The organism is Rhizobium sp. NLR16a (assembly GCF_017948245.1).
GTDB lineage: Bacteria > Pseudomonadota > Alphaproteobacteria > Rhizobiales > Rhizobiaceae > Rhizobium.
Map to the genome: position 1 here is coordinate 3,821,789 of NZ_CP072865.1, position 13,332 is coordinate 3,835,120.

Here is a 13,332-nt window from a genome sequence, read left to right on the forward strand (position 1 = left end):
AAAGGCGGGCCGCTCTCAGTGGAGCGGCCCGGACTCTGAAATGCCGTCTACTACCTGCCTCATTCCTGTGTCCTCAGGGCTCCGCCCGACGGATGTCACAGGAATCCAGCCACGGCGTGTCGGCGCCGTGAATGACTCGGTCAGGGGAGAGTCTTCCGCGCCCAAAGACTTGGGCGCACTGGATTCCTGTGACATCCCTCGCGTTAAACCCGAGGAAGAGAATGAGGGGGTAGAGCGGGAAACAGGCGCCAGCATCGTCGAGCTTGGCGCTCGGAAAGGTCGCCTCTTCTCGAAACTCCGCCTCTCCCTCCGCATCGCCACCTTCGCCGCCCTTGCGGGAGCGCCCCTCGCTTTCGCCTCCGGCTTCGACCTGCCGGCGAAACGCACCGACCTTTCCGAGGCCGATCTCGCACGCGTCGCCGACATCACGCAGCCGACCCAGGATTTTTCCAAGGCCGAACAATATGAAGCGATGCAGGCAGGGGCTACGACCTCGATCGACCCTGTCACCGAAGACAGCTTCTCGCATATTTCGGCCAATATCCCCTTCGAGGAAGAGCAGAATTTCAGGCTTGGCAACGCGCTCTTCCGCAAGCTCTGGGTTTCCGCTCCCTCTTCGACGCAGGCCTCCGATGGCCTCGGACCGCTCTTCAACGCCCGCTCCTGCATGAGCTGTCATGTCAATGATGGCCGCGGCAAACCGCCGGAGGGGGGGCCGAGCGCCGTCTCGATGGTCCTGCGGCTTTCCCGTGCCGTCGCAACACCGGTGGAAGAGAAGGCGATAGCACGGGCGGATGTCGTCAATTTCCCCGACCCGGCCTATGGCCATCAGTTGCAGGATCTTGCCGTTCCGGGCCTTGCTGCCGAAGGTCGGATGACGATCAGCTATCACGACGAAAAAGTGACGCTCGGTGATGGTGAGACCGTGTTGCTGCGCCGGCCTGCTTACGGGGTGAAGAACCTTGCCTACGGACCGCTCGATCCCGCAACGACGATCTCGGCGCGTGTCGCTCCTGCGATGATCGGGCTCGGGCTGATCGAGGCCATTCCCGAGGCTGACATCCTTGCCCACGCCGACCCGGACGATACCGACGGCGACGGCATTTCGGGCAAGGCGGCGATCGTTCGCGACCACCGCAGCGGCAAGATCACGCTCGGCCGGTTCGGCTGGAAAGCGCAGAACGCTACAGTTCGCGACCAGAGCGCCGATGCTTTCGCCAACGATGTCGGCATCTCGACGCCCGATCAGCCGGACGCGCAGGGCGATTGCACCAAGGCGGAAGAGAAATGCCTTGAGATGCCGACCGGGGTGCAGAAACGGCTGGGTGCAGAAGAAGCCCCGGGTCCCGTTCTTGACCTCGTGACTTTCTATTCGGAAAATCTCGCCGTGCCGGCGCGGCGCAAGGCGAGCTTTCCCGACACGCTGCGGGGAAAGCGGATTTTTTACGAAACCGGCTGCATTTCCTGCCATGTGCCGAAATTCGTCACCGCCCGGAATACGCCCGACGAGGCGCAATCCTTCCAGCTGATCTGGCCCTATTCCGATTTTCTTCTGCACGACATGGGCGACGGCCTTGCTGATGGGCAACAGGTCGGGCTTGCAAGTGGACGTGAATGGCGCACGCCGCCGCTATGGGGTATAGGACTGACCCGGACTGTCAGCGGACACAGCTTTTTCCTGCATGACGGCCGTGCGCGAAACGTCACCGAGGCGATTCTCTGGCATGGCGGCGAAGCTGAAAAGGCCCGCAACGCTTTCTCCTCCCTGTCTAAAGACGACCGGGCGGCCCTGATTACGTTCCTGGAGTCACTTTGATGCGCCTTTGGCACCCCTTGCTCTGCCTCACTCTGATCGGCCTCGCCACATCGGGGGCCGCCCAGACCGCCGCGCCTCCGGCAGGGTTGAACGAGGATGCCGTTCCCGCCGTCTTGCAGCGCGCCGTCGACGAGGTGATCCGCCCCGGCTATCGCAACATGCAGCAATCGGCCGCCCGGCTGACGACGGCGATGAAGGATCTCTGCGACGGCGGCACGCAGCAAACGCTCGACAAAGCGAAATCGGCCTTCGACGACACGATCCGCTACTGGTCGATCATCGAGATCGTCCAGACCGGGCCCGTTATCCAGGACAATCTCTTCGAGCACATCCTGTTCTATCCCGACCGCAAGGGTGTCGGCTTGAGGCAGGTGCAGGCGCTGATCGCCAAGGCCGATCCGAAGGACGCGACCGTCGATGCGATCGCCGGCAAGAGTGTGGCGCTGCAGGGCCTGACAGCGCTGGAATATGTGCTCTACGGCAACGGCTCGGAGGACCTCGTCAAGCAGAAGGGCGGCTTCCGCTGCCTTTACGGCGCAGCGGTCGCCGGCAATATCCAGCGTGAGGCCGGCGAAGTCGTCGCTGCCTGGGAAAAACCCGATGGCGTGCAGGCGAGCTGGAAACATCCGGGCCCGCAGAGCAATGATTTCATGGACAACAAGGAAGCCGTGACCGCACTGCTCGGCATTCTCGTCCACGGTGCGGAGAATGTCCGCGATCAGCGGCTGGAGCAGTTCTACAAGGGCAAGGACACCGCGCCGCGCCCGCGCATGGCCATCTACTGGCGTTCGAAGAACACCTGGAAAGCGATGGCTGCCAATCTGGAAGGCCTGCGCACGCTCTGGCAGAAGGCCGGCATGGCCGAGCTTCTGCCGGCAGACAAGCGGTCGGTTGCCGCCTCGATCGACGCGGATTTCAAATCGCTGCTCGACAGCGTGCCGAAGCTCAATCCCGACATCGACGTCGCCGTGAGCGATGCCGAGAAGGCCAAGCTCGATGCGCTGCTTGCCGACAGCCGCCAGCTGATTACCAGTATAAGCGACGAATATGGCTCGGCCATCGGCCTGTCGGCCGGCTTTTCCTTTTCGGACGGAGACTGAAGCGATGATACGAAGCACCACGATCGATCGACGCAGCTTCGTCAAGGCGGCAGGGATCGGCTTCCTTGCGGCCTTGACGCCAAGGTCGCTGATGGCGTTGGAGCGCTCGGACGCCGTCTATGCCTCGGGCATTCGCGCCGCCGACGGCTCCTTTGCCATCGCGACGGTGACGGAACGCGGCGAGATCATCGATCAGGTGGCGCTTCCCGCCCGGGCTCACGGCATGGCCTTCAGCGCCGCCACCGGCAAGACCGTCGCCTTTGCGCGCCGGCCCGGCACCTATGCGATGATCTTCGATCCGCGGAATAAGGGTCAGCCGATCGTCATCAGCTCCCGGGACGACCGGCATTTCTACGGCCACGGCGTCTTCTCGCCCGACGGCCGCATTCTCTACGCCAGCGAGAACGATTTCGACGCCAACCGCGGCATGATCGGAATCTACGATGCGACCGACCGCTTCACCCGCATCGGCGAATTCGAGACCTACGGCATCGGCCCGCACGACATGACCGTTTCCGATGACGGACGCCTGCTCATCGTTGCCAATGGCGGCATCGAGACGCATCCGGATTTCGGCCGCACCAAGCTCAATCTCGGGGCGATGCAGCCATCGCTTGTGCTGATCGATGCGGCGACGGGCGCGTTGATCGAAAAACATGTGCTGCCGGCCGAATGGTCGCAGCTGTCGACCCGCCACGTCGACCTCGACGGCGACGGCCGCATCTGGTTCGCCTGCCAGTATGAAGGCCACCGCAAGGACCTGCCGCCGCTTGTCGGTCATTTCGCCAAGGGCGAAGATCTTTCCTTCGTCGAGCTGCCGGAAGAGACGACGCGCAGGCTTGCCAACTACGTCGGCGCGATCGCCGTCAATCGCAGCGAAGGCCTCGTCGGCATCACCTCCCCGAAAGGCGGCGCCTCGGTGACGATCGACGCGAAAACCGGCAAGGTGCTGGCCGAGACGGTCGTTGCGGATGCCGCGGGCATCGCGCCGGCAAGAGAGGGCTTTGCCGTCTCCTCCTATGATGGCGACTTCCTGTCGACCCGCAGCGCCGTCGCCTGGGATCAGCACATCGTTCGGATCTCTCAGCCGACGCGCGCATAGGCCTTCTGCTCGGCACTGATCGCCGACGCCGCGGCCCTTGCCGCTTCATGCAGCCATTCGGTCCCGCGCACCCGCAGATCGTCCAGGATCGCCACCGCCGCCGTCGGATCGTCGGAATGGCAGTTGGCGATCTCAAAGCCCATCAGCTCGAGCATCGTCGGCGCAAGCAGGATTTCCGGGTGCTTGTCGATCTCGATCTTGCGGCTGTTCGGCGAGAGCCGGCGCAGGAGGATATGCCCGGAGACGGTATAGTGAGGATCGGCCGAGCGCATACGCCCTCCGGCAATCTTGTCCGCATGGATCGTCCCGTGCTGCGGCCCGTGGCAAAGCGACCAGGCCGACTGCACCAGCGCCTTCGCCTCGCGCAGAACCGGCCCGCCCTGCCATTCGCAATAGGCGACGAAACGTGGCCGACCGAGACTGCCGGTGCCGGCGCGATGCGGCTTGGCCACGAAGCGACCTGAGCCGGATGGCAATGCACCGGTAAGCGCCTTGATATAGGCGGGAGGCGCCGGTTTCTCGCCGGGACGCAGGGTCTCGTATTTCTCCCAAAATTCCCGGCGTTCGGCATTCGGCAGCACCAATGCCTTGCGGAGCCATTTGTAGTCGCGCTCGAGGATGACGGGCAGCGGATTCTCAAGGCCCCTGCGATAGCCGGTGAGGATCAGTTCGCCGACCATGCGGACGGACGGGCCGTTGTCGCCGCGCGCCAGGATGGCGCTTGCCGCCAGACGAACGAGGTCGAGCGCATAAGGCATGACCGCCGCGTCGTCGAAATCATTGACGCCCCAGACAAGCCGGCCCTCGACGTCGCGCCAGGTGCCGAAATTTTCCAGATGCATATCGCCGACTGCCAGCACTTCAGGCGCACCTGCGAGGTCCGGGCAGATATCGAGGATGGTTTCGCACCAGCGCCAATAGGTGGCGCGCAGGAAGACGAACGCGTTGCTGCGCATCTTCTTGTGCTTCTCCCGCAGATCCTTCTTGACGAGATCGTTGCCGAGTTCGCCAGCCAGCCAGTTCTCGAAATTCCGCACCGATTGCGATATCGTCGTCATGCCGCTGATGCACCATCATTTCGAGTTCGACGCGAGAATACGCGCTCCGCGCGAGGCTGCAATCGCCATTGCACGGTTTCGGTGGTGCTGATGAAGCAGGCTTGTGGAGCGACGGCACGGCGAAAGGTTGCCCCAGCGACACGGTTTCCGGTTTCCGGCGGCACCGGCACGGATTTCGGCAAGGTCCAGCTTGTCGAATCCGGCCCGTCATGCCACTTTCCCGGCTTCGAGAGGGGCAGCCATGAGCGAGACTGACAGGGGCGATTTCCGCGCGCGAATCCGCCGCAATTTTGCGCGCCAGGCGGCGATGCAGACGATCGGCGCGGAGCTGACGCGCGTCGAGCACGGCGTCGTCGAGATCGAGCTTCCCTTCGACGTCAAACTGACACAGCAGCACGGCATCCTGCATGCGGGCATCATTTCGGCGGCGCTGGATTCGGCCTGCGGCTTTGCGGCCTACAGCCTCATCGATCCCGAGGCCTCGATCCTGACGATCGAGTTCAAAGTCAACCTGATGTCGCCGGGGCGTGGCGAGCGCTTCCTGTTTCGCGGCGAAATCACCAAACCCGGCTCCACCATTATCGTCGCCGACGGGCGAGGCTACGCGATCAGCGACGGGCCGGCGAAACTCATCGCCTCCATGACCGGAACGATGATGGTCATCCGCGGCAGAGAAGGAATCACAGGATGAAGTTCGAGCTGAAGTCGGTCGCAGGAAAATCCATGCTTTTCGTCATGGCGGCGGAGGCCGAATACGGCTCCTTCCTGCGTTCGCGCATCGAACCCTTGATGACCGGCGTCGGCCCGGTCGAGGCGGCGGTCGCGCTGACCAAGACCCTGGCACGGCTGGATGCGGCCGACGACCTGCCGGATCTCGTGGTTTCGCTTGGCTCGGCCGGTTCGGCGAAACTGGAGCAGACCGAAGTCTATCAGGTGAGCTCGGTCTCCTATCGCGACATGGACGCTTCGCCGCTCGGTTTCGAAAAGGGTAGGACGCCGTTTCTCGACCTGCCCGCGGCGCTCGAGCTGCCGCTGCGCATCCCCGGCATTCCCGAAGCAAGCCTTTCCACCGGCGGCAACGTCATCTCGGGCGCCGCCTATAGCGACATCGACGCCGACATGGTCGACATGGAGACTTATGCAGTGCTGCGCGCCTGCCAGGGCTACAAGCTGCCGCTGATCGGCCTGCGCGGCATTTCCGACGGTGCGGTCGAACTGCAGCATATCTCCGGCTGGACAGAATATCTGCATATCGTCGATCGCAAGCTCTCCTACGGCGTCGACAGCCTGTTCACGGCGCTGGAGGACGGGGTTTTCTGGTTTTAGAGTTCAGCGCCGCGCGTCTTCTCCGACGCGCGGGGACAATCGGAACAATAAAAACTCGACGCCGCCGATTTCCCGGATTGCCAGGCGAAGCGCTTTTCTTTAAAGCCTCGCCATGACCCAGACAGCACATCCCGACTCCGTTCTCATCGTCGATTTCGGCAGCCAGGTGACCCAGCTCATCGCACGGCGCGTGCGCGAGGCCGGCGTCTATTGCGAGATCGTTCCCTTTCAATCCGCCGAAGAGGGCTTCAAGCGCCTGCAGCCGAAGGCGGTGATTCTGTCCGGCAGTCCGGCTTCGACGGTCGACGAAGGGTCGCCGCGAGCACCCCAGATCATCTTCGACAGCGGCCTGCCGCTCTTCGGCATCTGCTACGGTCAGCAGACGATGTGCATGCAGCTCGGCGGCAAGGTCGAAAGCGGCCATCACCGCGAATTCGGCCGCGCCTTCCTCGACGTCGACAAGGACTGCCAGCTGTTCGAAGGCCTCTGGTCCTCCGGTTCGCGCCATCAGGTGTGGATGAGCCATGGCGACCGCGTCACGGCGCTGCCGGATGGTTTCGAGGTGGTCGCCACCTCTTCCAATGCGCCCTTCGCCTTCATCGCCGACGAGAAGCGCAAATATTACGGCGTGCAGTTCCATCCGGAGGTCGTCCATACGCCCGACGGCGCCAAGCTGATCGGCAACTTCATTCACAATGTCGCGGGCATCAAGGGTGACTGGTCGATGTCGGCCTATCGCCAGAAGGCGGTCGAAGAGATCCGCAAGCAGGTGGGCGACAAGCGCGTCATCTGCGCGCTTTCGGGCGGCGTCGACAGCTCCGTCGCGGCGCTGCTGATCCATGAGGCCGTCGGCGACCAGCTGACCTGCATCCTCGTCGACCACGGCCTGATGCGCAAGGACGAGGCGGCCAATGTCGTCGCCATGTTCCGCGAGCATTACAATCTGCACCTCCTGCATGTCGATGCGTCGGACCGTTTCATCGGCGAGCTCGAAGGCGTCAGCGATCCGGAGACCAAGCGTAAGATCATCGGCCGGCTCTTCATCGAGACCTTCGAGGAAGAGGCGAAGAAGCTCGGCGGCGCCGATTTCCTCGGCCAGGGCACGCTCTATCCCGACGTCATCGAGAGCGTTTCCTTCACCGGCGGCCCGTCGGTGACGATCAAGTCGCATCACAATGTCGGCGGCTTGCCGGAGCGCATGAAGATGCAGCTCGTCGAGCCGCTGCGCGAACTCTTCAAGGATGAGGTGCGCGCGCTCGGCCGCGAGCTCGGCCTGCCCGACAGCTTCATCGGCCGCCATCCCTTCCCCGGTCCGGGCCTTGCGATCCGTTGCCCCGGCGGCATCACCCGCGAGAAGCTGGAGATCCTGCGCGAAGCCGATGCGATCTATCTCGACGAAATCCGCAAGGCCGGGCTCTACGACGCCATCTGGCAGGCCTTCGCCGTGCTGCTGCCCGTCCAGACCGTCGGCGTCATGGGCGACGGACGCACCTACGAATTCGTCTGCGCATTGCGCGCCGTCACGTCAGTCGACGGCATGACGGCGGATTTCTACCACTACGACATGGAATTCCTCGGCCGCGCCGCCACTCGCATCATCAACGAGGTGCGCGGCATCAACCGCGTGGTCTACGACGTCACATCGAAGCCGCCCGGCACGATCGAATGGGAATGAGGGCAGAAGCCGCCGTCCGAGACCGCTATTTCAGCGGCAGAAACAGCTCCGCCACCGCCTCATGCTCCGGCACCTCCGGGAAGAAGCTTAGCCGCTGGCAATAGATCGGGAAATCGCGTGCTTGCTCGCCGCTCGCCGGAAGCCAGTCGCGATAAAGGTAGAGTGCCGGCCTCCAGATTATCGGTATTGCCGAGGACGCGCAGCACCGCGCAGCGCCCGCCGGGGATCTCGCCGGCTTTGATCCCTTCGCCCGCCTCGATCGGCCGGCTGGTCCCCACGCAGAGGTCGACGCTATAATCGGCAGGCTCAGCAGGGCGCCGTTCTGAACGCCAGACGTTGAAGGTCGGACTTGTCCTGGGGTGCAGACCGGCGGCCTTGCGCCAGGCGATGAACCGCTGGATGGTGGCGGCGAGCATCGCCGGGTCACCCCGATGCTGCATGATCGCCACCGGCGTGGGCGGCACATTGCGGATCGTCATGTCGTTGGGGGTAAAAGTCTTCTGCATCAGCTTGCTCCTGGCGTTGCCGAGAGGTCCGAAGGCCGCAAGCCACGGCTCCCAGTCGGGAGACTTCCGGAACGACGAAGGCGATTGACCGAACCTTTGCCGAAAGGCGCGGGCGAAAGCATCCGGTGCGGTGTAGCCGGCCTTCATCGTATAGCCAAAAACCAATTGCAAATTAAAATCAGTTGATCTAGCCTGTTTCCTATCGGTGCGCAGCCGAACGCACGTGGATGCTCCGTTCAAAAAGGGAAGTTGGCATGGCCAAGCTCGTATTCGGGATGAACCAGTCGCTGGACGGCTACGTCGACCACACGGCCTTCGGGCCAAGCCCCATCCTCTTCCGCCACTTCGTCGAGCAGGCTCGGAGGCAGGCGGGCAGCGTCTACGGCCGCCGGATGTATGAGGTCATGCGTTATTGGGATGAGGATCATCCCGAGTGGAATGCAGAGGAACAGGCCTTTGCAGCGGCGTGGCGGAAGCAGCCGAAATGGGTGGTCTCGCGGTCATTGACGTCGGTCGGCCCCAACGCCAGCCTTGTCGGGGATGATCTCGAGGGCGCGATGCGCGCTCTAAAGGCCGAGCGTGACGGAGAGATCGAAGTTGCCGGGCCGGACCTGGCGCAAAGCCTTACCGGACTCGGCCTGATTGTCGTGCTTGGCCACGGCAAACCATATTTCGCCGGGCCCCGACCGCCGCTTCGTCTTGTGAGCCATAATCTGATCGACGAGAATGTGATCAAGCTCACCTATGTTCCTGCCTAATGAGGAGCCGCAAGTGACGTTGCCGGCGAAGACGGAAGGCACGCATAGGCCGGCCGAGGTTCAGTCACCACGGCCGGCCTTGATTGTGTAAGGACGTTGCGGATCCAGAGCCAGCTTCAGCGGCCGTAAGTCACCTCGATCGAGGCCTTGTCGAGCGTGTTGGCCCTGACATAGAAGCCGACCATGGCGCCCGGCGCCGTCTCCGGAAGCGGAAGCTTGTCCACCTTGAGCGCGTAGACGGTGAACTGGTAGCGGTGCGGCTTATCGCCGGTCGGCGGGCATGCGCCGCCATATCCGGAAGTGCCAAAATCGGTGTGACCTTCCACGGCGCCTGCGGGAAGCTTCTTGCCACCACTTGCGCCGGTGGCAATCTTCGAAATATCTGCGGGGATATTGAACACCGACCAATGCCACCAGCCGGAGCCTGTGGGCGCATCCGGATCGTATGCCATGACGGCGAAGCTCTTGGTACCCTCGGGCGCGCCCGACCAGGCCAGTTCCGGCGAAATGTTTCCGCCCGAGCAGCCGAAGCCGTTGAAGACCTGCGCGTCGGCCATGGCCTTGCCGGCGGCTAGATCCTTCGAGGTGAGCTTCATTTCGGCGTGGGCGGCCGTGGCGCCGAAGACGGAGGCGGCCATAAGTGCTGCTGTGATCAAACGCATTGTTGTTCTCCTTGGTTGACGATGCCGGGAAACTATCGTCACCGCGCCAGCGCATCTGCCCCGCTCTGCTCAATTTCTGCCCCGATCCGCTCAAAGTGCTCGGGGCCGCTGCGTACATGACGCGGGCTGACGCCAAACCGCTCCTTGAAGCGTGCGGAAAATTGCGAAGGCGAATCGTAACCGACCTCCAGCGCAACCTGCGCCATCGGCAATGTCGTCGTCTGGATAAGCGCCAGAGCGCGGTTCATCCGGGTATCGCTCAAGACCTCGCTGAAGGCGGTATTCTCGGCGGAGAGCCTCCGCCTCAGCGTCGCCTCACTCATGTTGAACAAGCCCGCAGCATTCGCCAGCGTCCAGGCGCCGGCCGGATCAGCTTCGATCATCTGCCGCAGCCGGTCCTCAAGTCGAGGGCTTTCGCATCGGCCGAGCACCGCCCCGCAGAGCGCGAACCAGGTGACGAGTTCCATCAGACGGGCCTTGGCGATGGCGCCCGGAAGCCGCGCCAGATTGCCCGGCTGACTGCAATATTCGAACAAGGCAGCAGCTTCCTCCGGCAGCCTCGAGGTGCTGGCCGGAAGAGGCCGTGATGGCACGGCGACCGATCCCATCCTATCATAAGCGTCCTCGAAAAGCTGTCGCGGAATTGGAAGCGCCAGGGTCTGATATTTCTGCGGCGCCTTCGGAATGTTCTCCATCGTCAACGGCCGGTGGTCGGGCAAGAGGCCGTAATCGCCGGCCTCAAGGCGCAAAGGCTTGTCATCCGACATGACGATCTTCGTTCCAGACTGGACCTGGATCAGCAGCGGGCTGGTCGTGACGAGGCGATGGAAGCAGGCTCGCCCACCCTGGCGGATCAATGCCCTGGTCGGAATGGGAAAGACGTCGTCGAGCATATTTTCTCCGCCAGCGGATGTTCAGAACGGCGACCGGAGGGGCCAGCATGACGTCGCCCGCTCGGCCATCGACTAGGTGCTCGGGAATACCAAAACCACATGCCGGCAGCAACCATGCCAGCGGCACGGCACTTGATTAGGCCTAATTACCGGCCGACCGGCGCACATAGTCGACCAGCGCGCGCAGTTTCACTGGCTGCCTCTGGCGCCTGGGATAATAGAGATAGAAGCCCGGAAATGGCGGGCAGAACTCCACCAGCAGCGGCACGAGTTCGCCGCGATCGATATAGGGCTCGAAAGTTTCCACCATGCCGAAGGTGATTCCGGCCCCAGCGCAGGCGATGCGGATCATCATTCCCATGTCATTGGTCGTGACCACGGGATCGACGGCGACGTCGAAGTCGCGGTCGTTCTCCGTGAACTCCCAGCGATAGGGCGCGGTATCCGGGCGCGGCCGCCATCCGATGCAGGCGTGGTTCTCCAGGTCGCGGGGATGGCGAGGCGAACCGTGACGCTCGAGATAGCTTGGCGATGCGGCGGCGCATTGTCTCTGTGGAGACGAAACCGAAATCGCGATCATATCCTGCTCGATCACCTCGCCCAGTCTCACACCAGCGTCGAAGCCGGCTTCGACGATGTCGAATTCGTCATCGGTGATGGTGATATCGAGCTTGATGCCCGGGCAGGCCTGCATAAAGCCGGCGAGCAAAGTCCCGGATAGGAAGCGCTCGGCGATGGAGGAAACGGTGATCCGCAGCAGGCCGCTCGGGCGCGCCTGCATGTCGCGCACCGTCTGCATCGCATCCCTGACCTGGCGCATCGAGGGACGAACCACCTCAAGGAAGACTTCGCCGGCCTCGGTCAGGCTGACGCTGCGCGTCGTGCGCTGAACCAGGGGCGCACCAAGCCGGTCCTCAAGACGCTGCAAGGCCTGGCTGACGGCGGAGCGGGTCACGCCCAGACGCTCGCCGGCGAGCCGGAAATTCCGGGCCTCCGCTACGGCGAGAAAGACTGAAATGCCTTCGAGATCATCGGCCATTGGTTAGCAATGTTAACCAAGCCATCCGGCATTGGCAACTTAATCGCGCGGCTCGCCAAGATTATCTTCCTGTCGAGGTCAAGGCATGGCCTAGCCCCAAGCGCTCCCCGCTCGAAAGGAGGCGCGATGCGAAAGTTTTACAGCAGCCCAGTTCTGCATCTCTTCACCGCCATCATTCCGACCGGCACCGCGACGCCGGCGTGGTCGGCCGACGCCCCGAACGTGCGAAAAACCAAGTTCCAACAGCCAAGCGAGAACACCATGCAGCAGCATCCCTATGTCGGAATGTGGGTCACCGACGACGGCCGCGTCCGACACGGACTCCTGCCCGACAATCGTTACGACGAGGCCCGCGGAAGCCGGGAGAGCGCCTATCGCGGACGCTACGAAGTCACCGGAACGCACATTGAATACTGGGACGATACGGGCTTCACCGCCGACGGCGATTTCGTCGACGACAATACGCTCCATCACGGCGGCATGGTGCTTCGCCGCAAATGACCGCTCGCGCACAGGAAAGGGCCGCATAGGACGGCCGGAAAGGATGACGACCATGTCTTCCACCACACCCATCTGGTTCATCACCGGCGCATCATCCGGCCTCGGCCGGGCACTCGCCGAAGCGGTCCTGGCGCGCGGGTGGCGCGCTGCCGTTACGGCGCGCAGACCCGATACGCTCAGCGATCTCACAGCAGCGCATGGGAAGCGGGCGCTGGCCCTCGCCCTCGACCTAACCGACGGCCGCTCCATCGCCGCTGCGGTCCACGCCGCCGAGGCGCATTTCGGCGCCATCGATGTTCTCGCCAATAATGCCGGCTACGGCTATCTCTCGGCGATCGAAGAGGGCGAGGATGCCGAGATCCGCGCCCAATTCGAGACCAATGTCTTCGGGTTGATCGCCGTGACCAAACAGGTTCTGCCCGGCATGCGCTCACGCCGGCAGGGGCATATCTTCAACGTCTCGTCGCTCGGCGGGCTCGTCGCCTTCGCCGCGACCGGCTACTACCACGCCACGAAATTCGCGGTCGAAGCCCTGTCGGAATCGCTGGCCCATGAGGTCGGGCCGCTTGGCATTCCTGTGACGATCCTGGAGCCCGCCGGCTTCCGCACGGATTGGGCCGGCCGGTCGATGGTCGAATCCAGCACGATCATCGAAGACTATGCCGAGACCGCGGGCAAGCGGCGCCAGGCCACCCGCTCAATCTCCGGCAAGCAGCCGGGCGATCCCGCGCGCGCGGCAAGCGCAATCATATCGGCCTTCGAGGCGGGCGAACCGCCGCTGCGTCTGCTGCTCGGGGCAGCTTCCCTGAAGATCGCCCGCGATCGGCTCGACACGCTGCGCGCCAATTTCGATGCGTGGGCGAAGACGACTCTCAGCGCCGATTTTCCGAATTGAC

13 protein-coding genes and 1 pseudogene are annotated in these 13,332 nt (G+C 63.4%); 9 read left to right on the plus strand and 5 right to left on the minus strand.

Features of this window, described 5'->3' with window-relative positions; genetic code table 11:
* Window positions 1-40: 40 nt before the first annotated feature.
* From J7U39_RS18510 to J7U39_RS18520, 3 genes are read left to right on the plus strand one after another with little or no spacing between them, the layout of a single operon-like run.
* Window positions 41-1,816 carry a di-heme oxidoredictase family protein gene (locus J7U39_RS18510; RefSeq protein ID WP_247241692.1) on the plus strand — a complete coding sequence of 592 codons (1,776 nt, stop codon included), beginning with the start codon at window positions 41-43 and terminating at the stop codon, window positions 1,814-1,816.
* The gene (locus J7U39_RS18515; RefSeq protein WP_210629506.1) at window positions 1,816-2,916 is read left to right on the plus strand and encodes an imelysin family protein; all 1,101 of its coding nucleotides are present in this window, start codon (window positions 1,816-1,818) and stop codon (window positions 2,914-2,916) included. Before J7U39_RS18510 ends, J7U39_RS18515 begins: the two co-directional genes overlap by 1 nt.
* A 4-nt stretch (window positions 2,917-2,920) precedes the next feature.
* Window positions 2,921-4,018: a DUF1513 domain-containing protein gene (locus tag J7U39_RS18520; protein ID WP_210629507.1), complete on the plus strand. Its 1,098-nt coding sequence runs from the start codon at window positions 2,921-2,923 to the stop codon at window positions 4,016-4,018.
* On the opposite strand, the gene J7U39_RS18525 is transcribed toward J7U39_RS18520, so the two are convergent.
* Window positions 4,000-5,076 carry a DUF2252 family protein gene (locus tag J7U39_RS18525; RefSeq protein WP_210629508.1) on the minus strand — a complete coding sequence of 359 codons (1,077 nt, stop codon included), beginning with the start codon at window positions 5,074-5,076 and terminating at the stop codon, window positions 4,000-4,002. The two genes, J7U39_RS18520 and J7U39_RS18525, sit on opposite strands and share 19 nt — an antisense overlap.
* A 241-nt stretch (window positions 5,077-5,317) precedes the next feature.
* On the opposite strand from J7U39_RS18525, the gene J7U39_RS18530 reads away from it, so the two are divergent.
* The 3 genes from J7U39_RS18530 to guaA all read left to right on the plus strand — a co-directional run bounded on the left by J7U39_RS18530 (window position 5,318) and on the right by guaA (window position 8,077).
* A complete protein-coding gene (locus tag J7U39_RS18530) occupies window positions 5,318-5,767 on the plus strand; it encodes a PaaI family thioesterase (RefSeq protein WP_064707699.1) in 450 nt (149 codons plus the stop codon).
* Entirely contained in the window at window positions 5,764-6,402 is a 639-nt protein-coding gene (locus tag J7U39_RS18535) for a 5'-methylthioadenosine/S-adenosylhomocysteine nucleosidase (protein WP_011423682.1), read from the plus strand. Before J7U39_RS18530 ends, J7U39_RS18535 begins: the two co-directional genes overlap by 4 nt.
* A 112-nt stretch (window positions 6,403-6,514) precedes the next feature.
* Window positions 6,515-8,077: a glutamine-hydrolyzing GMP synthase gene (guaA, locus tag J7U39_RS18540; protein WP_210629509.1), complete on the plus strand. Its 1,563-nt coding sequence runs from the start codon at window positions 6,515-6,517 to the stop codon at window positions 8,075-8,077.
* A gap of 25 nt (window positions 8,078-8,102) precedes the next feature.
* On the opposite strand, the pseudogene J7U39_RS18545 reads toward guaA, so the two are convergent.
* Window positions 8,103-8,724 (minus strand): annotated as a pseudogene (locus J7U39_RS18545) (GyrI-like domain-containing protein); the annotation flags it as partial.
* 113 nt (window positions 8,725-8,837) lie between these two features.
* Here J7U39_RS18545 and J7U39_RS18550 point away from each other — a divergent pair.
* The gene (locus J7U39_RS18550; RefSeq protein WP_210629510.1) at window positions 8,838-9,341 is read left to right on the plus strand and encodes a dihydrofolate reductase family protein; all 504 of its coding nucleotides are present in this window, start codon (window positions 8,838-8,840) and stop codon (window positions 9,339-9,341) included.
* A gap of 116 nt (window positions 9,342-9,457) precedes the next feature.
* On the opposite strand, the gene J7U39_RS18555 is transcribed toward J7U39_RS18550, so the two are convergent.
* The 3 genes from J7U39_RS18555 to J7U39_RS18565 form a co-directional block, all read right to left on the minus strand.
* Entirely contained in the window at window positions 9,458-10,003 is a 546-nt protein-coding gene (locus J7U39_RS18555; RefSeq protein ID WP_210629511.1) for a YbhB/YbcL family Raf kinase inhibitor-like protein, read from the minus strand.
* A 38-nt stretch (window positions 10,004-10,041) separates the two neighbouring features.
* A complete protein-coding gene (locus tag J7U39_RS18560; protein WP_210629512.1) occupies window positions 10,042-10,896 on the minus strand; it encodes a helix-turn-helix domain-containing protein in 855 nt (284 codons plus the stop codon).
* Window positions 10,897-11,038: 142 nt separating this feature from the next.
* Window positions 11,039-11,935, minus strand: coding sequence for a LysR family transcriptional regulator (locus J7U39_RS18565; protein WP_210629513.1), 897 nt, complete (start codon window positions 11,933-11,935; stop codon window positions 11,039-11,041).
* A 126-nt stretch (window positions 11,936-12,061) separates the two neighbouring features.
* Here J7U39_RS18565 and J7U39_RS18570 point away from each other — a divergent pair, with 126 nt between their 5' ends.
* Entirely contained in the window at window positions 12,062-12,436 is a 375-nt protein-coding gene (locus tag J7U39_RS18570) for an Atu4866 domain-containing protein (RefSeq protein WP_210629514.1), read from the plus strand.
* Between the two features lie 43 nt (window positions 12,437-12,479).
* A complete protein-coding gene (locus J7U39_RS18575) occupies window positions 12,480-13,331 on the plus strand; it encodes an oxidoreductase (RefSeq protein WP_210629515.1) in 852 nt (283 codons plus the stop codon).
* Window position 13,332: the final 1 nt, after the last annotated feature.

What these genes read in the sequence shown, in the direction of transcription:
- J7U39_RS18535 (WP_011423682.1), top strand. Translation starts at nt 5,764, where the DNA reads ATGAAGTTCGAGCTGAAGTCGGTCGCAGGAAAATCCATGCTTTTCGTC.
- J7U39_RS18555 (WP_210629511.1), bottom strand. Translation starts at nt 10,003, where the DNA reads ATGCGTTTGATCACAGCAGCACTTATGGCCGCCTCCGTCTTCGGCGCC.
- J7U39_RS18560 (WP_210629512.1), bottom strand. Translation starts at nt 10,896, where the DNA reads ATGCTCGACGACGTCTTTCCCATTCCGACCAGGGCATTGATCCGCCAG.
- J7U39_RS18510 (WP_247241692.1), top strand. Translation starts at nt 41, where the DNA reads ATGCCGTCTACTACCTGCCTCATTCCTGTGTCCTCAGGGCTCCGCCCG.
- guaA (WP_210629509.1), top strand. Translation starts at nt 6,515, where the DNA reads ATGACCCAGACAGCACATCCCGACTCCGTTCTCATCGTCGATTTCGGC.
- J7U39_RS18565 (WP_210629513.1), bottom strand. Translation starts at nt 11,935, where the DNA reads ATGGCCGATGATCTCGAAGGCATTTCAGTCTTTCTCGCCGTAGCGGAG.
- J7U39_RS18530 (WP_064707699.1), top strand. Translation starts at nt 5,318, where the DNA reads ATGAGCGAGACTGACAGGGGCGATTTCCGCGCGCGAATCCGCCGCAAT.
- J7U39_RS18575 (WP_210629515.1), top strand. Translation starts at nt 12,480, where the DNA reads ATGACGACCATGTCTTCCACCACACCCATCTGGTTCATCACCGGCGCA.
- J7U39_RS18515 (WP_210629506.1), top strand. Translation starts at nt 1,816, where the DNA reads ATGCGCCTTTGGCACCCCTTGCTCTGCCTCACTCTGATCGGCCTCGCC.
- J7U39_RS18520 (WP_210629507.1), top strand. Translation starts at nt 2,921, where the DNA reads ATGATACGAAGCACCACGATCGATCGACGCAGCTTCGTCAAGGCGGCA.
- J7U39_RS18570 (WP_210629514.1), top strand. Translation starts at nt 12,062, where the DNA reads ATGCGAAAGTTTTACAGCAGCCCAGTTCTGCATCTCTTCACCGCCATC.
- J7U39_RS18550 (WP_210629510.1), top strand. Translation starts at nt 8,838, where the DNA reads ATGGCCAAGCTCGTATTCGGGATGAACCAGTCGCTGGACGGCTACGTC.
- J7U39_RS18525 (WP_210629508.1), bottom strand. Translation starts at nt 5,076, where the DNA reads ATGACGACGATATCGCAATCGGTGCGGAATTTCGAGAACTGGCTGGCT.